Below are 24,101 nucleotides of genomic sequence, written 5' to 3'. Positions count from 1 at the left end.
CCTAGCTAATTTGCATCGATCACTACAGAATTGGGAAACAGACATGACCGAACTGGCTGGAAAGCGCGCGCTCGTCACCGGCGCTTCGCGCGGCATCGGCGCCGCCATCGCATTGGCGCTGGCCGACAAGGGCGCGGACGTCGCCATCACCTATGAGCGCTCGGCCGATCGCGCCGCCGAGGTCGTCCGGGCGATCGAAGGGAAGGGCCGCAAGGCGATCGCCATCCAGGCCGACAGCGCCGACCCCGTTGCGGTCAGGCGCTCGGTCGATGGGGCCGCCGAGGCGCTCGGCGGTCTCGACATCCTCGTCAACAATGCCGGCATCGTGCTCTACGACGCGATCGCCGAGGTCAGCGTCGCTGACATCGATGCGTTGCTGGCCGTCAATGTGCGCGGGCCCGTGCTCACCGCGCAGGCCGCCATTCCCCATCTCAAGGCAGGCGGCCGCGTCATCAGCATCGGCTCGGCCGGCGCCGAACGCATCGTCGGCGACACCGGCACGGTCTACTACATGACGAAATCCGCGCTGCATTCCTTCACGCGTGGCCTCGCCCGCGAGCTCGGATCCCGGGACATCACCGTGAACCTGGTCCAGCCGGGATCGACCAACACGGATATGAACCCGGCTGACGGCGAGTCTTCCGATTTCCAGCGCGCCCTGATGCCGCTTGGACGGTATGGGGAGCCGCAGGACGTGGCGGCGGCCGTGGCCTTCCTCGCGAGCCCTGCGGCGCGGCACATCACCGGCACCATCCTCACCGTGGATGGCGGCCTGAACACCTGAGAGCCCGTTTGGGAATGGCGGCGGCGGAGGGACCGGCCGATGTTGGTCTCTTCGCCCTTCGCGCGGCGTCAACATGGTCTTTCCGCCGGTGGCCGGCGTCGCCGCGTCAATGGCTTCGCCTGGTTCCCTGAAACTGGCAGAACCGTCCGGTTGAAGCCTCCTCCGGCTTTGCGAAAGGAAACGACATGACGGTGTCGAACGACGACGACCTGACGAGGTTGAAGCAGATCGGGCGCATCGTTGCCGACACGCTGGAGGTGATGGGCAACGCCATCGAGCCCGGCATGACCACGCTCGAACTCGATCGGATCGGGCGGGAATTCATGGAAGCCACCGGGGCCCGTTCGGCGCCGGAGTTGGTCTACGCCTTTCCCGGAGCGACCTGCATCAGCGTCAATGAGGAGATCGCGCACGGCATCCCGGGCGTCCGCAGGATCAGGCCGGGTGACCTGGTCAATATCGACGTCTCCGCGGAGAAGGACGGCTACTTCGCCGACACCGGGGCGTCCTTCGCGGTGCCGCCCGTGACGCGCGCGGTGAAGCGGCTTTGCGGGGACGGGCGCCGGGCAATGTGGGCAGGATTGCGCCAGGTCGGCGCCGGCAAGCCGCTGGCAGGCATCGGCCGGGCCGTGGGCGCCTTCGCGCGAAAACATGGCTACACGCTGGTGCGCAATCTCGCCAGCCACGGCGTGGGCTTGTCGCTGCACGAGGAGCCGATCGGGATCGCGACCTGGCCCGATGCTTCCGAGCGCCGGATCATGGGAGACGGGCTGGTGTTCACCGTCGAACCCTTCCTGTCCCTCGGCGCTGAGTTCGCCGAGGATGGTGACGACCCCTGGACCCTCTACAGCCATCCAAGAGCCCTCACGGTCCAATACGAACACACCGTCGTCGCCACGCGCAGCGGACCGCTGATCCTCACCATGCCGGGACATTAGGGACGCAAGCGGCCGGGCGCTGTCTTCTCGCCACCGTAGCCAGACCACGAAACTTCCGTGACGCGGCGCATTGCAGGCGGCGGGAAGCTTGACAAGCCCAGCGGCGCGGACTGCCTAGTTGCGGCGAGCGCAAAAGAGACGGGCTTCTGAATGCAATACGACGTCGTGGTCATCGGCAGCGGCCCGTCCGGGCGGCGGGCGGCGGTGCAGGCCTCCAAATTCGGGCGCTCCGTCCTGGTGATCGAGAAGGGCCGGCGTGTCGGCGGGGTGTCCGTCCACACCGGCACCATCCCGTCGAAAACCCTGCGGGAAACCGTCCTGAACCTGACCGGCTGGCGGGAGCGGGGGTTCTACGGCCTGGCCTATCGCGTGAAGCGGGATATCGAAGCCGGCGATCTCATGGCCCGCCTGCACAAGACGCTGGAGCATGAGGTCGAGACGCTGGACCACCAGTTCGCCCGCAACCGGGTGCATGTGCTGCGCGGCCTCGCCACCTTCCTGGATCCGCACCGCATCGAGGTGCAGATGGAGGCGGACGAGACCCGGGTGATCGAGGCGTCCCGCGTGGTCATCGCCGTCGGCACGCTGCCGCTGCGCCCGCCCCACATCCCCTTCAACGGCGAGACCGTCGTCGACAGCGACGAGCTCGTCGAACTCAAATCCGTGCCGCGCTCCCTGACGGTGGTCGGCGCCGGCGTGATCGGCGTCGAATACGCGACGATCTTCTCGGCACTCGATGTGCGCGTCACCTTGGTGGAACCGCGCACCAGCTTCCTGGACTTCATCGACCGCGAGCTGGTCGATGACTTCGTCCACCAGCTCCGCGATCGCGGCTTGAGCTTTCGCCTGGGCTCGAAGGTCCAATCCATCCAGTTCGAGAATGGGCAACCGGTGGCGATCCTCGACGGCGGCCGGCGCGTCCGGTCCGAAATGCTCCTCTTCGCCGCGGGCAGGGTCGGCGCCACCGACAGGCTCAACCTCGCCGCCGCAGGCCTCGCCGCTGACGAGCGTGGCCGCCTGACCGTCGATCCCAAGACCTTCCAGACCGCGGTGCCGCATATCTACGCCACCGGCGACGTCATCGGCTTCCCGAGCCTGGCGTCCATGTCGATGGAGCAGGGGCGCATCGCCGCCTGCCACGCCTGCGACAACCCGCTGCCGGCGGCGCCGTCCTTCTTCCCCTATGGCATCTACTCCGTGCCCGAGATCTCCACCGTCGGCATGAGCGAGGAGGAGGTGCGCAAGGCGGGCACGCCCTATGAGTGCGGGATCGCGCGGTTCCGTGAGACATCGCGCGGCCACATCATGGGGATCAATGGCGGCCTGCTGAAGATGATCTTCGCGATCGAGACGCGTCGCCTGCTGGGCGTGCATATCGTGGGGGAGGGCGCGACGGAGCTCGTGCATATCGGCCAGGCCGTGCTGAACCTGGGCGGCACGCTCGACTACTTCATCGACAACACCTTCAACTATCCGACGCTCGCCGAGGCCTACAAGATCGCGGCGCTCGATGCCTGGAACCGCATGACGCCGCGCCGGGAGCCGGAGGCCGACGTTCCGGCGGTGCTGCCGGAAACGGCCGAGCTGACGGGCGACGCCATCGAAGGCTGATGCGGCCGCGGGCTCGGCCTCAACATCACGGGCGATGTCCCCGATGCCGGACCGAGTGTCGGTGCGCGCGTGCGATGTCCTCTGTCATGCCTGGCCTGCGGCACCCGGCCCGGGCGGCGCCATCGAGAGGATGTCCTCGTGCAAGCCGACGACCGGCCTTCCGGTCGTGGCGCCATCCGCGTCGGTTTCGACAAGCCGCCAGCCCGGCGCATTGGCGCCCGCGGCGGGGTCGTGGCCCTCGTCGATATGGTTCAGGACGCCGAAGGCCGTCTCGAAGGCGACCATGCGCGCGATGGCGCCGAGATCCGCCATGGAGACGCCCGCCGAGATCGCTCTGCCCAGCGCCCGGCCGGCCTCGGCGAAGTCGCCATCCGGCTGGCTGTCGGCTGCCTTGATGGCGTGCCCGATCCAGGTCCCGGCGTTGTGCGCCCAGGGATCGATATGGTCGGGCCAGAGGCTGCGGAGGACCAGGTAGCGGGCGAACTGAGGGATGTCCTCGGAGATCTCCGACCGGACCCAGAGCTCCGCATCCCTGGCCGCCAGAGCGTTGAACTTGTCCAGGAGTTCCAGCGCCCTCTGACGCTCCGATGGCGCCAGTGTCCCGAGCCATTCCTCAAAAGGCGGCGTGAGCATATCTGGTTCCCCCGTCTCTGATCCATGGGCGCCGGAGCTTCGGCCATCCGGCCCCGAACCGCGACCTCACATGCGTGCTATTGCCGAAACGCCGAAGCGCGTGTCGCATGGCGCATCAACCTAGGGAGCAAATGCGATGCCGAGCGAGACCCCCGAACAGCGCCTGGCCGCGCTGGGCCTGACCCTGCCGCCGGTGCCGAAGCCGATCGGCACCTATGTGCCCTATCGGGTGGAGGGCAACATGCTCTGGACCTCCGGCCAGGGGCCGCGCGTTGTGGATGGGCCGCGCCCGCGCGGCAAGGTGCCGAGCGAGATGAGCATCGAGGACGCCTATGCCAGCGCGCGCCTGGTCGGCCTCGGGCTGCTGGCCGCGGCGGCCGAGGGGGCGGGCGGGCTGTCGAAGCTGAAGGCGATCAAGGTGCTCGGCATGGTGAATGCCGATCCGGATTTCGAGGATCATCCGAAGGTCATCAACGGCTGCTCGGACCTGTTCGTCGCGGTGCTTGGCGAGAACGGCAAGCATGCGCGATCGGCCGTCGGCTTCGCCTCGCTGCCGAGCCGGATACCCGTGGAGATCGAGGCGATCTTCCGAATCCTGGGCTGAGCCCGGCGGAAAGCGGTGTCGAGGGGGACATCCTCATCGGTACCGAGCTCGAGCCCGCCAAGGTGGCGCGAGCGCACGCCGGCCTCGGCACGGGCGGGGGGGGTCGATTGGCTGCTGCTCATCCTCTCCCCGGCTGTCCTCATCTTTCCAGCGGAGGCGCCTTATTTTCCCGCTGGAAAGCTGGGATGCTCTGGCGGTGGGCGAGGGTGCCCGGGAGAAGGGATGCCCGCGTGCGGGCCTCGCCATGACGCCAGAGCAGAAAGCCGCCGGGGCTGCGTTTCCGGCCGGACTCGGGTCGGCGCCTGGCGAGGGACCATCGGACGCCATCGCCGAACGGTTGTGGGGGCGCCATCGCCTTCGCCGGGACCCGGCACCGTCCTTCATGCCAGGATGGCATGGTTCGCACCCGGCACTGTTTTCCAGAAGCGCTCAAGCGCCGGGCGCCGAAGAGGCTGTCCCCACGCGCATGCGAAACCGCCCGGCGGATCGGCGATGCCTGCAAGGCGCCGCGACCGTCCCGGGCACAGAGAGGAAGAAGGCCATGTCACTGCGCATCAATGCCACGGCGCCGAACTTCACCGCCGAGACCACCGAGGGGTCGATCGATTTCCACCAGTGGATCGGCGATGGCTGGGCCATCCTGTTCTCGCACCCGAAGGACTTCACCCCGGTCTGCACCACCGAGCTCGGCTACATGGCTCGGCTCAAGCCGGAATTCGATCGCCGCAACACCAAGATCATCGGCCTCAGCGTCGATCCCGTGACCAACCACGCCAAATGGGCGAAGGACATCGAGGAGACCCAGGGCCACGCCCCGAACTACCCGATGATCGGCGATACCGAGCTGAAGGTGGCGACGGCCTACGACATGCTGCCCGAGGGCGCGGGCACCACCTCCGAAGGCCGCACCGCGGCGGACAACGCGACGGTGCGTTCGGTCTTCGTCATCGGCCCTGACAAGAAGATCAAGGCGATGCTGACCTATCCCATGACCACCGGCCGCAATTTCGATGAGGTGCTGCGGCTGCTGGATTCCTGCCAGCTTTCGGCGAAGCACACGGTGGCGACGCCGGTGAACTGGCGGCCGGGCGAGGACGTCATCATCCCGCCCGCGGTCTCCGATGAAGCCGCCGCGGCGAAATACCCGGACGGCTGGAAGACCCTGAAGCCCTATCTCCGCGTGGTCGCCCAGCCGCGCGACTGAGGTCATGCGATCGACCTGGCCGGGCGATTCAAGCCGCGCCTGGCCAGGTCCGGCGGCCACCCTGGACCGGCGAGCGTTCCGCCGAGGACGATCGGCGACGCGCTCGCCTGAGCTGCCCCATCATCAGGCAGGCTTCGGGATGCGCGCGATGACCTTGATCTCGAAATCGAAGCCCGCCAGCCAGTTCACGCCGACCGCGGTCCAGTTCGGGTAGGGCGGGTCGCCGATCACCTTCAGCCGCGCGGCAGTGACCGCCTCCCACTGCGTGCGCGGGTCGGTGTGGAAGCTGGTCACGTCGACGACGTCGTCGAAGGTGCAGCCGGCGGCCTTCAGCACGGCCGTGAGATTGTCGAAGGCGAGCTGGACCTGCTTTTCGAAGACCGGCTCGGGTGAGCCGTCTTCGCGGCTGCCGACCTGGCCCGAGACGAAGAGAAGATCGCCCGAGCGGATCGCCGCGGAGTAGCGGTTGATCTCGTAGAGCGCCTGCTGGCCGGCAGGGAAGATCGCATCGCGTTTGGCCATCGGCTTCGGTCCCTTCTGCATGTCGCCGTCGGGGGGCGGGTGTTGATATACGCCCCGTATGCCGGCACATTGCCGCATACGCGCCGTATGTCAACTCACATACGCGACGTATGCGTTTGCAGGGGGAGAGGGCCGTGGCCGCCGGACGACGCGCGCAGATGATGGAGGAGACCCGGGCCAAGCTCATCCGCGCCGCCCGGAAAGCCTTCGCGGAGAAGGGCTACGCGGCGGCGTCCATGGACGACCTGACCGCCGAGGCCGGCCTGACGCGGGGCGCGCTCTACCACAATTTCGGCGACAAGAAGGGCCTGCTGCAGGCCGTGATCGACCAGATCGACACGGAAATGCTGGCCCGGCTGCGCCTAGTGCGCGATCGCGCAGAGACCCCATGGCTCGGGCTCCTCGACGAAACCATCGCCTATATCGAGATGGCCCTGGAGCCGGAGATCCAGCGCATCATGCTGCTGGACGGGCCGGCCGTGCTCGGCGATCCCTCGCAATGGCCCAACCAGAGCGCCTGCCTGAGCACGACGACGCAGACGATCCAGGCGCTCATCGATCAAGGAACGGTCAGGCCGGTGGATGCCGAAGCGGCCGCCCGGCTGCTCAATGGCGCAGCGCTCAACGCCGCGCTCTGGATTGCCGCGGCCGAGGATCCTCGCGCCGTCCTCGCCAAGGCCATCGAGGCCTTCCGGCATCTCGCGGCCGGCTTGCTGCAGACCGAGGGCTGACGGCAGGCCATTCCGGCAAGACGAGTGGAGGGGGTCCCTTGCGCCCCGCAACTGCTCGGGCTAGCGTCATGTTACCGATACCAAGCGCTGCTGCGGCCATCCCGCGACGCAGGGCATGAGGGAGGAAAACAATGCCCAACGATCTGGCCGACAAGGCCGGCCTTGCCGCGCATCGCGGCGCCGCATCGGACACCGCACTCCGCATCACCCCGCTCCACCCGGTCTTCGCTGCGCGCGCGGAGGGGCTGGACCTGAGCGGCCCGCTGACCCCGGCGGAGGTCGCCGCGATCGGGAAGGCGATGGACCGCTACGCCGTGCTCGTCTTCCCGGGGCAGCGCTTCGAGGACGACCAGCAACTAACCTTCGGTCGCCATTTCGGCGAGGTCGAGGCAGTGCCGACGCTGGTGGATCAGGGGCGCCGGCGCCTCTCCGACAATCGCGTCAACGATATCTCCAACCTCGGTGCCGACGGCCGGATCCTGGCCGCCGACGACCGGCGGCGCATGTACAATCTCGGCAACCTGCTATGGCACAGCGACAGCAGCTTCAAGCCGACACCTGCCCAATACTCGATGCTGCATGCGCGGGTGATCCCGCCGGAAGGCGGCGAGACGGAGTTCGCCGACATGCGCGCCGCGTGGGACGCATTGCCCGCGAAGAAGCAGGCGGAGATCCGCGACCTCGTGACCGAGCATTCCCTGATCTTCTCGCGCGCGCAGCTCGGCTTCGACGAGTTCACGCCCGAGGAACGCGCACGCTGCACACCGGTGCCGCAGCGCCTCGTGCGGCGGCACCAGGGCTCCGGGCGCCTCTCGCTCTACCTCTCGGCCCATATCGGCCGCATCCAGGGCTGGCCGACGCCCGAGGCGATGGCCCTGATCCGCGAGCTGACCGAATTCGCGACGCAGCGCCAGTTCGTCTACAGCCATCGCTGGGCGGTCGGCGACCTCGTCATCTGGGACAACCGCTGCACCATGCATCGCGGGCGGCCCTATGAGGACAAAGTCTATCCCCGCGACCTCAGGCGGGTGACGCTCTCCGACAGCGCGCCGACACTCGAACAGCCGGTCTGAGCCATGCGACAGTCCTTGCCGCGGCGTTGCCGATCCGGCGCCGTCCGACTGCTCGGCCTTGCCATCGCAGCGAGTTTCGCACCGCTGGCGGTGCAGGCGCAGCCGACCTATCCGGACCGCAGCATCCGCCTGATCGTCGCGACCGCGGCGGGGGGCGCCTCGGACATCCTGGCCCGGCAGGTCGGACAGAAGCTGACCGAAGCCTGGGGTCAGCCCGTCGTGGTGGACCCGCGGCCCGGTGCGAACGGCAATATCGCCGCCGTCGCCGCTGCCCGCGCGCCGGCAGACGGCTACACGCTGATGATGGGCACGATCGGCGTCATGGCTGTGAACGTCTCCATCTACCGCGATGCCGGCTACGACCCGGCTCGCGATTTTGACCCGGTGGCGCGGCTCGTGCGCTTCTCCAACATCCTCGTCGTGCATCCCTCGAATCCTGCGCGCACGATGCAGGAGTTCATCCTGCAGACGCGCGAGCGGCCGGGCCGTGCGACCTATGGCTCGCCCGGCAATGGCGGATCGCCGCACCTCGCCATGGTGGTCTTCGCGCGCATGGCCGGGCTCGAGATGGAGCACGTGCCCTATCGCGGCGCGGCGCCGGCGCTGAGCGACCTGATCGCCGGCAACCTCGTCGCCGCCTTCAGCGACCCGCTGGTGACCTTGCCGCAGGTCGCGGATGGCCGCGTACGCGCGCTGGCGGTCAGCGGCCCGCAGCGCCTGGCCGCCGCGCCCACGATCCCGACCGTCGCGGAGGCGGGCTTGCCGGGCTACGACGTGACGGGCTGGCTCGGCATCGTAGCACCACGCGGCGTGCCAGCGCCGATCGTCGCGCGGCTGAATGCGGAGCTCAACCGCATCATACGCGAGCCGGAGATGGTCGCACGGCTGGCGAGCCAGGGGGCCGAGGTGACCACCGGCACGCCGGAAGAGTTCGGGGCCTATATGCGCGGCGAGATCGCCCGCTGGGCACAGGTTACGCGCGAAGCGGGGATCAGGGCGGAATGAGCAGGACGCGAACCGTCGCGGAGGTGCTCGCGGAGCGCCTGGCTGCGCATGGCGTGCGGCGCTTCTTCGGGGTGCCGGGCGGGGATTGCAGCCTCGACCTGATCGAGGCGGCGGCGGGTTTCGGCATCGACTTCGTCGTCACGCGCACCGAGACCGCGGCGGCGATCATGGCCTCGGTCACCGCGGAGCTGACGGGCGCGCCAGGCGTGCTCATGACCACGCGCGGGCCAGGCCTCGCGAATGCGGTGAACGGCATTGCCTATGCGTCGCTGGACCGGGCGCCGCTGCTCGTGCTGGCCGACGGACACGAGCCCGACGCCGGCCATGCCAGCCACCAGCGCTTCGACCAGGCGGCGCTGATGCGCCCCCTGGTCAAGGCGGAAAGCGCGCTGGAGGGACCTGATCCGGCCGCGGAGATCGACCGGCTGATCGCGATCGCCGCCGAGCCGCCGCAAGGCCCGGTCTATATCGAGCTGATCGGCGGGCGCATCCGCGCGCCGGCGCCGCCTGGAAGCGACGTAGCGCGCGGCGCCTCGCCCACCAGGGCGGCACCCCCACCTGCGATCGATGTCGCGGCCGCGGAGGCGGTGCTGCGCGCGAGCCGGCGACCCGTGATCATCGCCGGGCTGCAGGCTGCCGAGGCGGGCGCCGCCGCGGCGCTCCGCGACCTCGCCAGGGCCTGGGCCTGCCCGGTGCTTGCCACCTACAAGGCCAAGGGCGCTTTCCCGGATGCCGATCCGCTGGCGGTCGGACCCTTCATCTCAGGCGCGGCGGAGGACCCGCTGCTGCGCAGCGCCGATGCGATCCTGCTGTTCGGCGGCGACCCGATCGAGTTCCTGCCGCAGCCCTGGCGCTACCCTGTGCCGGTCGTGCTGCTGAGCACCCATGCCTTCGCGCGACCTTTCCTGGCGCCGGCGGCGACGTTGGTCGGCGACCTGGCCCTGAGCGCGGCGGTGCTCGCTGGTGCCGTCGCGCCGGGCGGATGGAGAGCGGGTGAGATCGCGGCGGCGCGCGAGGCGATGCGCGCGGCCGCCCGCTCCGGTGGCCCGACGCGCGGCATCGCGCCGCATCGCATCGTCGAGGAAGCCGCGGCGGCGGCGCCGGAGGGCACGCGCATCGCCGTGGATGCGGGGGCGCATATGCTGCCGGTGATGGCGCTGTGGCAGGCCGCGCGGCCGCGCGATGTGCTGATTTCGCGGGGCCTCGCCACCATGGGCGGCGCGCTGCCTTCGGCGATCGCCTCGGCGCTGGCGGAGCCGGACCGGCCGGTCATCGCCTTCACCGGCGATGGCGGCCTGATGATGTGCGTGGCGGAACTCGGCACCGCCGTGCAGGCCGGCTGCCGGAAGCTGGTCGTCGTGGTGTTCAACGACGCGGCGATGTCGATGATCGAGGTGAAGCAGCGGCGGCGGCAGTTGCCGCCGCGCGGCATGGACTACGCGCCCGCGGATTTCGCCGCCGTCGCGCGCGGCTTCGGCTGCGCCGGCATCCGGGTGGAGGCGCCGGACCAGTTGGCAGCCGCGATGCGGGATGCCTTCCAGGCGGAACGCCCGGTGGTGGTGGACGTCGCTGTCGACCGGGAAGCCTATCATGCGGTGCTGCGCGCGCTGCGCGGCTGAGGCCCCTTCATACCAGGCTCAGGAGCTATCAACCCCGCAGCACGTTACGATCGCTTCGCACCCTTGACGTCTCCACTGACATCATCGGCAGTTTCGCATTGCTCTCAGCGGAATTCATCCGGGCGGCATCCGATCGAATTTCTGCAACGAGGAATCAATCGTGTCCCACGCCTGGCCACGGATACCGTATGTGACCATCTGCGGATTGAACCGGCTTGGGTCGTCCAGGCTGGTCGCGTGGATCGCTATCAGTTCTGGCATTGCGACGAATGTCACATAGACCGGCGTTCCACAGGTCGGGCAGAAGGCGTGGATCTTTTCGTTCCCGCTGTCGCCTGCTACCCGCCAGTTCTTGGCTTCGCCCGCAATTGTCGCTCCGGCTCGCTGGGGGAAGGTCAGATAGGATCCGTGCCCCGTGCCACTTCGCTTCTGGCAATCGCGGCATTGGCAATGGTTCTCGACGATGGGTTCGCTGCTCGTTTCATAACGGATCGCGCCGCACGCACATCCGCCAGTGTAGGGCTTGGCCATTGTCATTCTCCCGCTGGCAGATTCCTTCATCGGCACAGCAAGGGATCAGGCCGATTTCGGAATTGGTCGTGCACCGGCCAGATAGCGATCGTTGTCGAAGGGCTCGGCTTGATGGCTTTGCTGGTTCCACAAGTGCCGCCTGGTCCGTGGGAGATCGCCCAGATACACGTGCAACGCGCCTGAGCGCAGGCTGCCCGTATTCGCGACCGAATGTACGGTGTGCGGGGGCAAGTGCACCACGGAAGGCGCAGTGAAGTCCTGCCTTTCCGGAACATCGATCTTGCCGCTGGAGACAGGATAAATGAAGTTGGTCTCGCTGCCCTTATAGATGCCGATCAGCGCATCCATGAGATGGTCGTGGGGCGGATACTGCAGACCTGGCGATAGCGTAATGTGATAGATCGTCAGATTGGGGCTCGCATGCAGAAGAACTTCGTCTTCATCTTCTTCATGGACAAGCGCACCGAGCGCGTGGAAGCGATCCGTATGCTCGTGCAACACCGTTCTTATGCGCTCGAGCGGATCGGCAGCCTGGGCGGCGTTGACGATGTCGCTGGTCACGGCATAGAGGGGCGAGGCGGCAGGAAGAGGCATTGTCAGCTACCTCATCTGAGATGATCACCAAAGGCATCTGAGATGCTCAGATAACCAAATGCTGATGCCAGCGTCAACCGATGGTCTCAAACGGAAGCACCATGACTCGCCCGAAGTTCACAGCCGGATCATCGAAATCGGTCCCGTCCGCTGGCGGAGCGGCGGTGCTGTCGACCGCCGACCTGCTCCGCAGCGAGCAGGCTTACGCGCAGCTGAGGAACGATGTCGTCGCCTGCGTCCTGCGCCCCGGCGAAGCTCTGACCGAGAAGCAGATCGGCGACCGGTACCAGATCAAGAAGGCGACGATCCGTGCTGCCTTGGCCCGCCTGATGCAGGAGGGGCTCGTCAAGAGCGAGCCACGTCGTGGCTATGTCATCGCGCCGCTTACTCTGCGGGACGTCAACGAGATCTTCGATGTCCGCGGCCTGGTCGAGCCCGAGGTGTTCAGGGTGGCTGCATCAAGTATCACGGAGCGGGGGCTCGATGATGTCAGGCAGGCCGCGAAGAAAGCGCTGAAGCCGGAGACCCTCCGCAGCCAGGTTGCATTCCTCGCGGCAGATCGTGCCTTCCGTCTTGCCCTCGCGGAGCTTCCCGGAAATTTCCGGCTGTCGCAGCTCCTGGGTCAGGTGCTCGACCAGTCGGAGAGAGCGCTGCATCTCGGATTCAAATCGCGCGATTTCACACCGCTGATCATTGCTCAGCAAAAGGAACTGGTGCGTGCCTGCGAGGTGGGCGAAGTGTCCGGTATCGTCAAACTCGCCCGTTCGCAGTGCCTCTCCCTCAAGAAGCAGGTGCTTGAGGCTTTGCTTGCGGGCTCCAGGCTGCAGGAAGTCAATCTTCAAGCCCTCGCTTAGAGCATCACAAGGCCACCCGCCCGGCTCATCCAAGGGTCAGCCCCGCCATGCCCATGATGGCGCGGAAGAGCAGCGCCACGATTGCCAGCGCCACGACGCTCGCGGCCCAGATCGCGACCAGCCAGCCGAGCTGCCGCAGGCGGCGCGGCTTCAGTGCTTCGGGGACCGTCAATGGTAGCCTTCCCCCGGCCGGACCTTGCCGCGGAAGACGTAATAGGACCACGCCGTGTAGGCGAGGATGACCGGGATGATGACGAGTGCGCCGACCAGGGTGAACCCCAGCGCCTGCGGCGGGCCCGCCGCATCCCAGATCGAGATCCCCGGGATGATGTTGGGCCAGAGGCTGATGGCGAGGCCGGTATAGCCGAGGAAGAGCAGCAGCAGCGCCAGCGCGAAGGGCGCGGCATGCAGCCCGTGGTCGAGCGCGCGGAACAGCAGCCAGCTCGCCAGCAGCACCAGCACCGGCACCGGGCTGAAGAAGAAGAGGTTGGGCAGGGAGAACCAGCGCGCGGCGACGGCGGGATGCGCGAGCGGCGTCCAGAGGCTGACCACCGCGATCGCCGCGAGCAGCGCCAGCATCACCGGCTTTGCCAGTGCCGTCATGCGCCGCTGCAACTCGCCCTCCGTCTTCATGATCAGCCAGGTGCTGCCGAGCAGGGCATAGGCGGCGAGCAGCCCGACCCCGGTGAAGAGGCTGAAGGGGCTCAGCCAGTCGAGCATGCCGCCGGCATAGGCGCGGCCCTCGACCGGGAAGCCCTCGATGAAGGCGCCGAGCGCCACGCCCTGGGAGAAGGTCGCGATATAGGATCCCCAGGCGAAGGCCTTGTCCCAGAAGGGCCGGTGCGCCTCGTCCGCCTTGAAGCGGAACTCGAAGGCGACGCCGCGCCAGATCAGCCCGGCCAGCATCAGCACCAGCGGCAGGTAGAGCGCGCTCAGCACCACGGCATAGGCGAGCGGGAAGGCGGCGTAGAGCCCGGCGCCGCCAAGCACCAGCCAGGTCTCGTTGCCGTCCCAGACGGGGGCCACGGTGTTGACCATGGTGTCGCGCTCCTCCCGCCCCCGGACGAAGGGGAAGAGGATGCCGATGCCGAGGTCGAAGCCGTCCATGACCACATACATCATCAGGCCGAAGCCGATGATGACGGCCCAGATGAGGGGAAGATCGATGCCCATGGCGTCAGCCCCTCCTCGGCGCGGATGGCGCCGGATCCACCTGGTCGGGGGCGGCGGACATCGGTCGCGCCGGGCGGCCGGTGCCGGTCGGCTTCGCCTCCTCCTCCGGCTCGTGATGGATCTGCGGGCCCTTGGCGACCAGCTTCAGCATGTAGCTGACCCCGGTGCCGAACACGATCAGGTACATCACGACGAAGAGGACGAGGGTGGTCGAGAGCGCCAGCGCCGAATGGTTGGAGACCGCGTGTTCGGTGCGCATGACGCCATAGACCACCCAGGGCTGGCGGCCGATCTCCGTCGTGTACCATCCGGCGAGGATGGCGATCACGCCGGACGGCCCCATCAGCACCGCGAAGCGGAGCAGGGGCCGCGAGAGATAGAGGCGCCTGCGCCAGCGCGCCCAGGCCGCCCAGAACCCGAGCAGCAGCATCAGGAAGCCGAGGCCGACCATGACGCGGAAGCTCCAGAACACGACCGTCGCATTCGGGCGGTCGCCGGGCGGGAATTCGCTGAGCCCCGGGAACTGCCCGTCCAGGCTGCGGGTCAGGATCAGGCTGCCGAGACGGGGTATCTCGATTGCGTAGCGCGTCACCTCGGCGGCCATGTCGGGCCAGCCGAACAGGATCAGCGGCACGCCCGCGCCCGGCACGTTGCGCCAATGGCCTTCGATGGCGGCGATCTTGGCCGGCTGGTAGGCGAGCGTGTTGAGGCCATGCGCATCGCCGATCGCGATCTGCAGCGGCGCCACCAGCAGCAGCATCCACATCGCCATCGAGAGCATCCGCCGCACCGCCGGCGTGTCGTGCCGCTTCAGCAGATGCCAGGCGCCGGAGGCGCCGACGAAGAGCGCGGTCGCGAGATAGGCCGCGACCGTCATATGCGCGAGGCGATAGGGGAAGGACGGGTTGAAGATGACCTTCAGCCAGTCGACCGGCACGACGCGGCCGTCGATGATCGCATGCCCCTGTGGCGTCTGCATCCAGCTATTGGACGCGAGGATCCAGGTGGCGGAGATCAGGGTGCCGAGGGCGACCATGATGGTCGCGAAGAAATGCAGGCCGGGCCCGACCTTGCGCCAGCCGAAGAGCATGACGCCGAGGAAGCCCGCTTCCAGGAAGAAGGCGGTCAGCACCTCATAGGCCAGCAGCGGCCCGGTCACTGCCCCGGCGAAGTCCGAGAAGTAGCTCCAGTTCGTCCCGAACTGGTAGGCCATGACGAGGCCGGAGACGACGCCCATCGCGAAGTTCACCGCGAAGATCTTGGACCAGAAGTGATAGAGGTCCCGATAGACCGCATCCTTCTTCCACAGCCACAGCCCCTCGAGCACCGCGAGGTAGCTCGCGAGCCCGATGGTGATCGCGGGGAAGATGATGTGGAAGGAGACGGTGAAGCCGAACTGGATCCGCGCGAGCTCCAGCGCCGTCAATCCGAACATGGGTCCCGCTCCTCCGTCCCGCGCGCAGCGCCATCCGCTGGACGTGGCGTAGCGGCGCTGCCCTGGCACGGATAGTGGACAGAACGTCATACCGAACGCTAGCGCGGAGGCGCGCCGGCACGAGAGGTGCGGTCACATGTCGTCCAGGCCGATATCCAGCGCCGCGACGCTGTGGGTCAGCCAGCCGGCGGAGATGAAGTCCACGCCGGTGGCGGCGATCGCGGGCGCGGTCGCCGGCACGATCGCATCCGTCGTCACGTCGCCGGCGCGGCCGAGATCCTCCAGCAGCGCGTTGCGCACCAGCGGTTCGAGCATCAGCCGCGGCAGGGGCGGGGAAGCGGCATCATAGCGCGAGCATCCTTTCGACGGCAGCGCGAGCCCGCAAGCTTAAGTGCGGGATCGACCTCGACCGCGTGCCGCATCTGCTCGAGCGCCTGGCGGATATTGCCCAGACTGATGCGCTTCATGTGCGAGCAGAGATTGCAGGGGCGCACGAAGTCGAGCGCCGGATACTGGAGCGCCAGGTTGTCGCTCATCGAGCATTCGGTCAGCAGCACCACCCACGTCGGCGCGTGGCGGTCGATGTAGGTCGCCACCTCGGCGGTGGAACCCGACAGGTCGGCGGCGGCCACCACATCCGGCGGGCATTCTGAATCGGCATCGCGGGCCTTATCGCATGCCGCATTGCGGCGCGTCACGCGAAGCTATCGCCCCTTTCGCCCGCCCTTGCCCTCCGCGGACAGGCTCTTGCGCAGCGCGTCCATGATGCTGACGACGTTGCTCGGCGGCTCCGCCTCCGGCTTCGCCCGCGCCGGCCGTCGCCGACCCTTCTTCTTCGATGCGATGATCTCCAGCAGCCGCTCCTGGACCGGGTCGTTCACCATCGCCGGGTCCCAGTCCGTCGTCCGTTCCTTGACCAGCGTCGCCATCATCTGCCGCAGCTTGGTGTCGGGCTTGCTGTCGTCGATGTCGCGGAAATAGGCATCCGCATCCCGCACCTCGTCGCCGTAGCGCAGTGTCCACAGCACGATGCCGCGATCCCGCGGCTGCAGCATCACCGCGCGCTCCCGCCGGTAGAGCACGAGGCGGGAGATGCCGGCCGTGCCGGTCGCCGCCATGGCGTCGCGGATGACGCAGAAGGCTTCCTCGCCGACGGGGTCGTCGGGCACCAGGTAGTGCGGCCTGTCGTACCAGACCCAGCCGATGCCATCGGCCGGGACGAAGCTCTCGATGTCGATGGTCCGCGCGCTCTCGAGTGCCACCGAGGCGAGCTCATCATCCTCCAAGGTGACATAGTCATCCTCGCCGCGCCGGTAGCCGCGCACCTCGTCCTCATCCGCGACCGGCTTGCCGCTGCCCTCATCGACATACTGGCTGACGACGCGGTGGCCGGTCGCCCGGTTCAGGGTGTGGAACCGGACTTTCTCGCTGTCCGTGACGGCGGGCATCATCGCCACCGGGCAGGTCACCAGCGAGAGCTTGAGGTACCCCTTCCAGAAGGGTCGCAGGGCCATGATGCGCACTCCTCGGCACGGCATGCCAACGCGCGGGCGGGCGAAACGTTCACCGCCGCGGCTGCCGGAATGCCCCATCACGACCCCCTTGCCAGGCGGCAACCGGCATGCCACAGCGTTACCTTCAACCATCCAGTTGACAACCAGTTGACAATGGCTACCGCGGCCGTTACGACGCCGCAGCGAAGCCGACGGCCTGCCCAGACCATGGCCCGTCTTCGTGCCTTTGCATGCCGTCCAGGACCTCCGGCATCGCTGCCGCCCGGTCCTGCGATACCCGGGTGAAAGCCGCAGAGAGGCCTGCGGCCTGAGGCCGAAAGAAGAGCCACACCTCGTTTCCGCCTCGCTGACGCCGCGCCTTCGTCCCCCCACGAGAGGAGCCCGGATGTACAGACTGGCCTATGTCGAATGCCTGCGCAGTACCGCCCCGCCGTTCGGTGATCGCCCCCCGGCGACCCCGCGCTTCCGCATCGAGGGCTTCCCGACGCCCGGGGCAGCGCTCGATCGCGCCCGCGAGATCATCGGTGCGTCGGCCATCTCGGCCGTCGAGCTGCATTCCTTGTCCGGCGAGGTGATCTTCGACGAGGGAGAACTGGCGGTCGCCCTGGGCTGGCCGCTGCCGCCCTGCGCCACCACGCCCTGATCCGGCCACGACCTGGCGGGCTGCGCGGCCGGATTCCCGATCGAGAGACGTAAGGCACATCGGGACGGAGTCTCATCACGATATATCCTGCGGCGGTCGCCCGAAGTGGCGATCCTCACCGCGGATGCCCAAGATCATCGCGCGGCGAGGTTTGAGAGGATGCGTCGTGCCCCTCTACCGTCGTGCCGTCATGTCATGCATCGCGCTTGCGGCGCCGCTGCGCCGCGGCCTGGCCGAGCGCGCCCGGGTGGGTGAGGTGGCGGCGGTCACCGGCGAGGCCATGGCGCGCTTCGCGACCGATCCGCCGCGCCTGCTCGCACCGGCGGCCCCCCTGTTGCTGGAGGATCTGCTGACCACCGGCGCCGGCGCGCGCCTGCACTGCCAGCTTGAAGGCGGGCTCGAGATCCGCCTGGGCGAGCGCGCCAGCCTGCGCGTCGATGCCCTGACGCTGCGCGGCCCGCGCGCCGGCATCGCGCTCCGCGTCTTCGACGGCCCGGTGCTGCTGGACCGCCCGCCCCAGGCGGGCAGCGCACCGATCGAGGTGACGCTGCCCTGGGCGCGCATCGGCGTGCGCGGCACGCGTTTCTTCGCCGGGCCGCTGGATGACCGCTTCGTCGTCTTCGTCGCGCGCGGCCGGGTCCTCGTGGACGCGGCCGGTCAGAGCGTGCAAATCACGGAGGGCTTCGGCGTCGACATCCCGGCGCCCGGCGCGCCGCCCGACCCGGTGCGGCGCTGGGGGCAGCCCAGGATCCGGCGGGTGCTCGCGCTCGTGTAGCTTGCCTCATGCGCCGGCGCTGGCATGCGCCAGCTTGGCTTCCGCGCTGTCGGGTGTGTGCCGGACGCGACTGATGGTCGCGCGCGGGCCGCATTCGCGGCCTCGGTCTGCATCGGCTGACGCCGCGCAGCCCGGCCTTTCTGATGACGGCCTTCGGCCGTGTGGTCCTCGCCCTCCGAAGCCTCGGCGCAGGAGGGGGCGGCCGCGTGGCGCTGGCTCTTCGTTGGCATGTGGATTGCTTGCACTCCGCCGCTACTCATCGGAGGAGTGCGGCAGATGGCGTCGCATCGTCAGATCCGGCTGGGCGTATCCATGATCGGGCTCGGCTATCACCTTGCCGCCTGGCGCCATCCGGATGCCCCCGCCGGCGGCAACATGGAGCTGCAGCACTTCGTGCGCGTCACCCAGGCCGCCGAGCGCGGTCTGTTCGATATGGCCTTCCTCGCCGACGGCGTCGGCATCCGCTTCCATGACGAGCCGCCCGGCGCGCTCTGCCACACCTCCAAGAACGTGCAGTTCGAGCCGCTGACCCTGCTCTCCGCACTCGCGATGGTGACGGAGCGCATCGGCCTCGTCGCCACCGCCTCGACCACCTACAACGAGCCCTATCACGTGGCGCGGAAGTTTGCGTCGCTCGACCATATCAGCGATGGGCGGGCCGGCTGGAACGTCGTCACCAGCGTCACCGACATGGAGGCGCGGAACTTCAACCGCGACAAGGCGCCGGGCTACGACGCCCGCTACGATCGCGCCGCCGAATTCGTCGAAGTCGTCCGCGGCCTATGGGAAAGCTGGGAGGACGACGCCTTCGTTCGCGACAAGGCGAGCGGCCTCAACTACGATCCCGGCAAGCTCCATGTCCTCGATCACCACGGCCCGCATTTCCAGGTGCGCGGGCCGCTGAACGTGGCGCGCACGCCGCAGGGCGCGCCGGTGATCGTGCAGGCAGGCGCCAGCGAGCAGGGGCGGGAGCTCGCTGCCGCGACGGCCGATGTGGTCTACGCTGCCGCCCAGCGGCTCGAGGACGCGCAGGCCTACTACGCCTCGGTGAAGGGTCGGATGGCGCGCTACGGGCGGGCACCGGAGGCGCTCAAGATCATGCCCGGCATCATGGCCGTGCCCGGCCGCACCCGGCAGGAGGCAGAGGACAAATACGCTGTGCTGCAGGAGTTGGTGCAGCCGGTCGTCGGCCTCGGTGCACTCTCCAACTACCTCGGCGATCTCTCGGGCTTTCCGCTGGAGGGGCCGGTGCCGGAGCCCACCAATCGCCGCATGCACAGCCGCGCGCAGATCTTCCTCGACATTGCGCGCCGCGGGGGGCTGTCGATCCGCCAGCTCTACCTCGCGGTCGCCGGGGGCAACGGCCACCGGCTGGTGATCGGCACGCCTGTCGACATCGCCGACGCGATGGAGGAATGGTTTTTGAACGGCGCGGCCGACGGCTTCAACATCCTGCCGCCCTGGTTGCCGGGCGGGCTTGAGGATGTGGTGGAGATGGTGGTGCCGGAGCTGCAGCGGCGCGGCCTGTATCGCACCGGCTACGAGAGCCGGACGCTGCGCGGCAATCTCGGTATCGCCTGGCCCGAGCATCGCCGCGCCGGCGTGAAGCGTGCGGCGATCGCCCAGGCGCTCGGCAGCGCGGCGCAATGAGCAGGGCGGGCCGAAGCACTGCGATGCCGTGCCGTCCGGGCTGTGTGGCCCTGCTGACGATGCTCGTGCTGGCCATGCTCGCCGCGCCGACCGCGGCGCAGACGCTGCGCATCGGCATGAAGGCCGCGGTGGACGGATCCGACCCGCACCAGAGCTACAGCCCGAATCGCAATGTGCAGATGCAGGTCTATGAATCGCTCATCTTCCAGGATGAGACCCTGCGCCCGATCCCCGGTCTCGCCGAATCCTGGCGTCTGGTCGATGACAACACCTGGGAGTTCCGGCTGCGCGATGGCGTGCGCTTCCATGACGGCACGCTGCTGACCATCGCGGACATCGCTTTCTCACTCCGTCGGGCGCAGGCGGCGACGGGCTTGCGCACCTATGGCCCGGCGCTGCGTGCCATCACCGGCGTGGAGACGGTGGATGCGCGGACGCTGCTGATCCGCACCGCCTCGCCGACGCCGATGATCACCGCCTATCTCACCTCGCTCATGATCGTCTCGGCGAATGCCGCGGCCGATGCGGGGGAGGAGGATTTCAACGGCGGCCGCGCTGCGATCGGCACCGGCCCTTATCGCTGGGCGCGGTTCAATCAGGGCAGCGATGTGGTGCTGGAGCGCGCGCCGCATCACTGGGCGCCGGCCGAGCCTTGGCAGCGGGTCATCTACCGCTTCATCCCCAATGACAGCGCGCGGGTGGCGGCGCTGCTGGCCGGCGATGTCGAGGTGATCGATGCGGTGCCGCCCGCCCTTTATGCCCGCATCCGCGCCGATGCGCGCAGCCGCCTGGTCACTGCCACCTCGGCCTTCAACAACTACATGTTCATCGACAGCCACCGGGATCCGTCGCCCTTCGTCACCGGGGCGGATGGCCAGCCGCTGGTTCCCAACCCCCTGCGCGACCGGCGAGTGCGCCAGGCGCTGTCTCTCGCGCTGAACCGGGTGGCGCTCGCCGAACGGGCCATGGAAGGCGGCGCCGAGCCTTCGGGCCAGATCGCGCCGCCGGGCTTCATCGGGCATGATCCGGACCGGCCGCTGCCAGCGTATGATCCCGCCCGCGCCCGGGCCCTGCTGGCCGAGGCCGGCTATCCGCAGGGCTTCAATCTGACGATCCATTGCACCAGCAACCGCTTCGCCGGCGATGCCCGCACCTGCCAGGCGATCGGCCAGATGCTGGCCGCGGTCGGCATCCGCACCCAGGTGGAGGCGCTCCCGACCGCGGTCTTCTTCCGCCGGGCGGCCTTCGGCGGGCCGGACCGGGTGCCGGAATTCTCCGTCTCCCTCTCGATGTTCGCCACGACCACCGGCGTTGCCACGGAGGGGATGAACTCCCTCCTCCGGAGCTGGAATCCGGCGCTCGGCCACGGTGCCTCCAATCGCGGGCGCTATTCGGATGCGGCGCTGGATGCGCTTCTCGCGACCGCGGAGACCGAGCTCGACGATCGGCGGCGCGATGCGGCGACGCTGGGTGCGGTGCGGCGCGCCATGGACGAGGCGGCGATCGTCCCGGTCTTCTTCGTCCAATCGGCCTGGGGCATGACCCGCGGCCTCACCTTGGTGCCGCGCGGCGACCAGTACACCATGGCGACGGGCATCCGCCGCGCGCCACAATGATGCCCCGTCCTTCCCACCCTCCGGCCCGGCGATGCGCAGCATGAAGAAGCAGATGAAACTCGGCGCCTTCCTGAGCGTGCCAGGCAATCATCTTGCCGGATGGCGCCATCCGGACGCGGTGCCCGAGACCGACATGGATTTCGGCTGGTACATGCGCCTCGCGCAGATGGCCGAGCGCGCCTGCTACGACACCATCTTCTTCCAGGACACGGCCGCGGTCGGCGGCAGCGACGCGCTGGCCGCCGGCGACATGACGCGCACGCGGCTCAGCCGCATCGTCAAGCTGGAGCCGACCGCGACCTTGGCCGCACTCGCGGTCGGCACCAGCCATATCGGGCTGATCGCGACGGCGACCACGACCTACAACGAGCCCTACAACATCGCCCGCCGCTTCGCGACGATCGACCATATCAGCAACGGGCGCGCCGGCTGGAACCTCGTCACCTCCCAGATCGAGGACGAGGCGGGGAACTTCAATCGCGACGAGCATGTGGAACACGCGCTGCGCTATGAGCGGGCGATCGAGTTCCACGAGGTCGTGACCGGGCTGTGGGACAGTTGGGACGACGGTGCCTTCCTGCACGACAAGGCAAGCGGCGTCTGGTTCGATGCGGAAAAGATGCATTTCCTGAACCACCGGGGAAAGCACTTCCAGGTACGTGGGCCGCTCAACGTCGCCCGTTCGCCGCAGGGCCGGCCCGTCGTGGCGCAGGCCGGATCCTCGGAGCCGGGCAGGGAGCTCGCGGCGCGGACCGCGGATGTGGTCTTCACCGCGCAGACCGAGATCGAGGCCGCGCGCGCATTCTATGCGGATGTGAAGGGCCGCACCCACCGCTTCGGCCGGATGCCCGACGATATCAAGATCATGCCCGGCATCACCCCGATCATCGGCCGCACCGAGGCCGAGGCGCGGGAGAAGTACGAGGCGCTCCAGGCCCTGCTGCCGGACGACGTGGCGCTGTCCGCGCTCGCGCGGTTCACGCGCGGCATCGACATCTTCAGCTATCCGCTGGACGGGCCGATGCCCGACCTGCCGGAGGCGAATTCCGCCAAGTCCCGTCAGCAACTGATCATGGACATGGCGCGCAAGCACAACATGACGTTGCGCGAAGTTGCGCGCTCCGTCTCGGCCGCGCAGGGCCATCGCGTGCTGGTCGGCACGGTGGACTACATCGCGAGCGAGCTGGAGACATGGCTGGACCAGGATGCGGCCGACGGCTTCAACGTGATCTGCAGCTACTACCCTGGCCCTTTCCAGGCCTTCAGCGAACAGGTCATCCCCGAGCTGCAGCGCCGCGGCATCTTCCGCACCGCCTATGAGGGCAGGACGCTGCGCGAGAATCTCGGCCTGCGCGTGCCCGCCAGCCGCTACGCCTGAAGCGAAGCCGACCGGAGCATGATCGCTTCGAGCTGAAGCGATCATGCTCCGGTCAGCGACGGATCAGATCGTCGCGGTGGCGATGATCTCGATGAGATCCTTGTTCTCCAACTGCACCCCGAGCACCGCCCGCATCGGGATGTTCGCGGTGTCCACCCATTCGTCCCAGGCCTTGTTGAGCTCGGGCTTGCGCGCCATGTCGGCGCAGTAGCAGATCGCCGTGAGGATATTGGCCTTGCTGCTCCCCGCATCGGCGAGATTCTTGTCGATGGCGGCCAGCGCGCCCTGGACCTGCTCGTACATGGAATCGGACTTGTTGGGTGAGGTCGCCACTGTCGTCACGATGCCGTTGCTGATGACGGCGCGGCTGCGGGTGGCCACGGCACCGGGGATGCGCTTGGTCAAGACGTGTCTCCTTCCTGCTCCTGCGCTGCAGCTTCATCGAAAGCAGCGCGCCTGACCAGACGAGCAAGGCCACCTTCGCGCTGTTTGCCGCGCTCGGCAGCGACAGACGCTACCGGGCCATACCCGCATCACTGTTGCGGGCGGCGAGATCGCCGAGCGGCCGCACCTCCGTCTCGCCGGGCAATCCGCGCAGCGCGAAGCGGCCGATGGGTGGCGGCAGCGACGGGTCCTCGATCCCGCTCACCAGCGCTCGGCAGCCGAGCGCCTTGCCGAGCTCCTGCAGCCGCGCCGCGACATTGGCGGCATCGCCGCAGACCGACCAGGTGAGGCGGGAGCCGCCGACCTCGCCCGCCAGCACTTCGCCGGCGCTGACCCCGATCCGGGTCTCGCCCCAGCCGAGCGCGACCGCTTCCGGACGCTGCCGGAAGGCCTCGGCGAAGCGGTCGATGGCGCGGGCGGCGGCCAGTGCCCGGGCCGGGCTGTCCGATTGTGCGACCGGTGCGCCGAAGACCGCCAGCACGCTGTCGCCGATCAGTCGCTCCAGCGTGCCGCCCATCGCCAGCACCGCGGCCTCGATGCCGGCGAGGTAGAGGTTGAGCTGCGCCACCACCGCCGCCGGGTCGCCGGCGCGCACCATGCCGGAGAAGCCGGCGAGGTCGGTCATCACCACCGCGACCTGACAGAGCTCCGGCCGCAGCCGCTCGGCCTCCGGCAGCGCCAGCAGCCGGTCCGCGACGCCGGTCGGCAGGCGGTGGCTGAAGCGCGCCAGCAACCGCGCGCGCTCGCGCGCCAGGCGCCGCGCCGTCGCC

Annotated in this window: 26 protein-coding genes and 1 pseudogene; 15 read left to right on the top strand and 12 right to left on the bottom strand. The window is 68.5% G+C overall.

Annotation, left to right across the window (positions count from 1 at the left end; translation table 11 throughout):
• The first annotated feature begins 43 nt into the window (after nucleotides 1-43).
• The 3 genes from GXW71_RS26970 to sthA all read left to right on the top strand — a co-directional run bounded on the left by GXW71_RS26970 (nucleotide 44) and on the right by sthA (nucleotide 3,333).
• Entirely contained in the window at nucleotides 44-784 is a 741-nt protein-coding gene (locus tag GXW71_RS26970; RefSeq protein WP_211855803.1) for an SDR family NAD(P)-dependent oxidoreductase, read from the top strand.
• A gap of 185 nt (nucleotides 785-969) precedes the next feature.
• On the top strand, nucleotides 970-1,722 hold the full coding sequence (gene map, locus GXW71_RS26965; RefSeq protein WP_211855802.1) for a type I methionyl aminopeptidase: 753 nt from the start codon (nucleotides 970-972) through the stop codon (nucleotides 1,720-1,722).
• Between the two features lie 150 nt (nucleotides 1,723-1,872).
• The gene (gene sthA / locus GXW71_RS26960; protein ID WP_211855801.1) at nucleotides 1,873-3,333 is read left to right on the top strand and encodes a Si-specific NAD(P)(+) transhydrogenase; all 1,461 of its coding nucleotides are present in this window, start codon (nucleotides 1,873-1,875) and stop codon (nucleotides 3,331-3,333) included.
• Between the two features lie 84 nt (nucleotides 3,334-3,417).
• Here the strand turns inward: sthA and GXW71_RS26955 are convergent, their stop codons facing one another.
• Nucleotides 3,418-3,966, bottom strand: a complete 549-nt coding sequence (locus GXW71_RS26955) for a hypothetical protein (protein ID WP_211855800.1) — start codon at nucleotides 3,964-3,966, stop codon at nucleotides 3,418-3,420.
• A gap of 136 nt (nucleotides 3,967-4,102) precedes the next feature.
• Here GXW71_RS26955 and GXW71_RS26950 point away from each other — a divergent pair, with 136 nt between their 5' ends.
• Both GXW71_RS26950 and GXW71_RS26945 read left to right on the top strand, forming a co-directional pair.
• Nucleotides 4,103-4,570: a RidA family protein gene (locus GXW71_RS26950; RefSeq protein ID WP_211855799.1), complete on the top strand. Its 468-nt coding sequence runs from the start codon at nucleotides 4,103-4,105 to the stop codon at nucleotides 4,568-4,570.
• A 541-nt stretch (nucleotides 4,571-5,111) separates the two neighbouring features.
• Nucleotides 5,112-5,774, top strand: coding sequence for a peroxiredoxin (locus tag GXW71_RS26945; protein WP_211855798.1), 663 nt, complete (start codon nucleotides 5,112-5,114; stop codon nucleotides 5,772-5,774).
• A 123-nt stretch (nucleotides 5,775-5,897) separates the two neighbouring features.
• On the opposite strand, the gene GXW71_RS26940 is transcribed toward GXW71_RS26945, so the two are convergent.
• The gene (locus GXW71_RS26940; protein WP_211855797.1) at nucleotides 5,898-6,296 is read right to left on the bottom strand and encodes a RidA family protein; all 399 of its coding nucleotides are present in this window, start codon (nucleotides 6,294-6,296) and stop codon (nucleotides 5,898-5,900) included.
• A 134-nt stretch (nucleotides 6,297-6,430) separates the two neighbouring features.
• Between GXW71_RS26940 and GXW71_RS26935 the strand changes: the two genes are divergently transcribed.
• The 4 genes from GXW71_RS26935 (at nucleotide 6,431) to GXW71_RS26920 (ending at nucleotide 10,724) form a co-directional block, all read left to right on the top strand.
• A complete protein-coding gene (locus GXW71_RS26935; RefSeq protein ID WP_367617378.1) occupies nucleotides 6,431-7,027 on the top strand; it encodes a TetR/AcrR family transcriptional regulator in 597 nt (198 codons plus the stop codon).
• A gap of 131 nt (nucleotides 7,028-7,158) precedes the next feature.
• Nucleotides 7,159-8,100 (top strand): TauD/TfdA dioxygenase family protein, encoded by a 942-nt coding sequence (locus tag GXW71_RS26930; protein ID WP_211855796.1) that lies wholly within the window; start codon nucleotides 7,159-7,161, stop codon nucleotides 8,098-8,100.
• Between the two features lie 3 nt (nucleotides 8,101-8,103).
• Nucleotides 8,104-9,105 carry a Bug family tripartite tricarboxylate transporter substrate binding protein gene (locus GXW71_RS26925; RefSeq protein WP_211855795.1) on the top strand — a complete coding sequence of 334 codons (1,002 nt, stop codon included), beginning with the start codon at nucleotides 8,104-8,106 and terminating at the stop codon, nucleotides 9,103-9,105.
• Nucleotides 9,102-10,724, top strand: a complete 1,623-nt coding sequence (locus GXW71_RS26920) for a thiamine pyrophosphate-binding protein (protein ID WP_211855794.1) — start codon at nucleotides 9,102-9,104, stop codon at nucleotides 10,722-10,724. The genes GXW71_RS26925 and GXW71_RS26920 overlap by 4 nt, the downstream gene beginning before the upstream one ends.
• Nucleotides 10,725-10,838: 114 nt before the next feature.
• Here GXW71_RS26920 and GXW71_RS26915 read toward each other — a convergent pair whose 3' ends face one another.
• Both GXW71_RS26915 and GXW71_RS26910 read right to left on the bottom strand, forming a co-directional pair.
• Nucleotides 10,839-11,255, bottom strand: a complete 417-nt coding sequence (locus tag GXW71_RS26915; protein WP_211855793.1) for a GFA family protein — start codon at nucleotides 11,253-11,255, stop codon at nucleotides 10,839-10,841.
• A 45-nt stretch (nucleotides 11,256-11,300) separates the two neighbouring features.
• A complete protein-coding gene (locus tag GXW71_RS26910) occupies nucleotides 11,301-11,849 on the bottom strand; it encodes a hypothetical protein (RefSeq protein ID WP_211855792.1) in 549 nt (182 codons plus the stop codon).
• A 101-nt stretch (nucleotides 11,850-11,950) separates the two neighbouring features.
• Here GXW71_RS26910 and GXW71_RS26905 point away from each other — a divergent pair, with 101 nt between their 5' ends.
• Nucleotides 11,951-12,703 carry a GntR family transcriptional regulator gene (locus tag GXW71_RS26905; protein WP_211855791.1) on the top strand — a complete coding sequence of 251 codons (753 nt, stop codon included), beginning with the start codon at nucleotides 11,951-11,953 and terminating at the stop codon, nucleotides 12,701-12,703.
• Between the two features lie 25 nt (nucleotides 12,704-12,728).
• Here GXW71_RS26905 and GXW71_RS26900 read toward each other — a convergent pair whose 3' ends face one another.
• From GXW71_RS26900 to ku, 6 genes and pseudogenes are all read right to left on the bottom strand, one after another.
• Nucleotides 12,729-12,875 (bottom strand): DUF2474 domain-containing protein, encoded by a 147-nt coding sequence (locus tag GXW71_RS26900; RefSeq protein WP_246526922.1) that lies wholly within the window; start codon nucleotides 12,873-12,875, stop codon nucleotides 12,729-12,731.
• Nucleotides 12,872-13,876 (bottom strand): cytochrome d ubiquinol oxidase subunit II, encoded by a 1,005-nt coding sequence (cydB, locus tag GXW71_RS26895; RefSeq protein WP_211855790.1) that lies wholly within the window; start codon nucleotides 13,874-13,876, stop codon nucleotides 12,872-12,874. Before cydB ends, GXW71_RS26900 begins: the two co-directional genes overlap by 4 nt.
• Nucleotides 13,877-13,880: 4 nt before the next feature.
• Complete coding sequence (locus GXW71_RS26890; RefSeq protein WP_211855789.1) at nucleotides 13,881-15,311, bottom strand: cytochrome ubiquinol oxidase subunit I; 1,431 nt, start codon at nucleotides 15,309-15,311, stop codon at nucleotides 13,881-13,883.
• Between the two features lie 132 nt (nucleotides 15,312-15,443).
• Complete coding sequence (locus tag GXW71_RS34995; protein WP_246526921.1) at nucleotides 15,444-15,626, bottom strand: hypothetical protein; 183 nt, start codon at nucleotides 15,624-15,626, stop codon at nucleotides 15,444-15,446.
• 28 nt (nucleotides 15,627-15,654) lie between these two features.
• Nucleotides 15,655-15,970: pseudogene (nadA, locus tag GXW71_RS26880) on the bottom strand (quinolinate synthase NadA); the annotation flags it as partial.
• 45 nt (nucleotides 15,971-16,015) lie between these two features.
• Nucleotides 16,016-16,825 carry a non-homologous end joining protein Ku gene (ku, locus tag GXW71_RS26875; protein WP_211855788.1) on the bottom strand — a complete coding sequence of 270 codons (810 nt, stop codon included), beginning with the start codon at nucleotides 16,823-16,825 and terminating at the stop codon, nucleotides 16,016-16,018.
• A gap of 385 nt (nucleotides 16,826-17,210) precedes the next feature.
• Here ku and GXW71_RS26870 point away from each other — a divergent pair, with 385 nt between their 5' ends.
• The 5 genes from GXW71_RS26870 (at nucleotide 17,211) to GXW71_RS26850 (ending at nucleotide 22,887) form a co-directional block, all read left to right on the top strand.
• Nucleotides 17,211-17,468, top strand: a complete 258-nt coding sequence (locus GXW71_RS26870) for a hypothetical protein (protein WP_211855787.1) — start codon at nucleotides 17,211-17,213, stop codon at nucleotides 17,466-17,468.
• Nucleotides 17,469-17,634: 166 nt separating this feature from the next.
• Nucleotides 17,635-18,243 (top strand): FecR domain-containing protein, encoded by a 609-nt coding sequence (locus tag GXW71_RS26865; RefSeq protein ID WP_211855786.1) that lies wholly within the window; start codon nucleotides 17,635-17,637, stop codon nucleotides 18,241-18,243.
• Nucleotides 18,244-18,519: 276 nt separating this feature from the next.
• Nucleotides 18,520-19,893 carry an LLM class flavin-dependent oxidoreductase gene (locus GXW71_RS26860; protein ID WP_211855785.1) on the top strand — a complete coding sequence of 458 codons (1,374 nt, stop codon included), beginning with the start codon at nucleotides 18,520-18,522 and terminating at the stop codon, nucleotides 19,891-19,893.
• 23 nt (nucleotides 19,894-19,916) lie between these two features.
• Complete coding sequence (locus tag GXW71_RS26855) at nucleotides 19,917-21,509, top strand: ABC transporter substrate-binding protein (protein ID WP_211855784.1); 1,593 nt, start codon at nucleotides 19,917-19,919, stop codon at nucleotides 21,507-21,509.
• A 40-nt stretch (nucleotides 21,510-21,549) separates the two neighbouring features.
• Nucleotides 21,550-22,887: an LLM class flavin-dependent oxidoreductase gene (locus GXW71_RS26850; protein WP_246526920.1), complete on the top strand. Its 1,338-nt coding sequence runs from the start codon at nucleotides 21,550-21,552 to the stop codon at nucleotides 22,885-22,887.
• 63 nt (nucleotides 22,888-22,950) lie between these two features.
• Here the strand turns inward: GXW71_RS26850 and GXW71_RS26845 are convergent, their stop codons facing one another.
• Both GXW71_RS26845 and GXW71_RS26840 read right to left on the bottom strand, forming a co-directional pair.
• The gene (locus GXW71_RS26845) at nucleotides 22,951-23,292 is read right to left on the bottom strand and encodes a Rid family hydrolase (RefSeq protein ID WP_211855782.1); all 342 of its coding nucleotides are present in this window, start codon (nucleotides 23,290-23,292) and stop codon (nucleotides 22,951-22,953) included.
• A gap of 109 nt (nucleotides 23,293-23,401) precedes the next feature.
• A partial coding sequence (locus tag GXW71_RS26840; protein ID WP_211855781.1) for an adenylate/guanylate cyclase domain-containing protein occupies nucleotides 23,402-24,101 on the bottom strand: 700 nt, incomplete at its 5' end.

Source organism: Plastoroseomonas hellenica (assembly GCF_018129085.1).
GTDB lineage: Bacteria > Pseudomonadota > Alphaproteobacteria > Acetobacterales > Acetobacteraceae > Plastoroseomonas > Plastoroseomonas hellenica.
The sequence above is the reverse complement of the archived record's forward strand: the minus strand, read 5'-3'. Positions and strand labels throughout refer to the sequence as shown.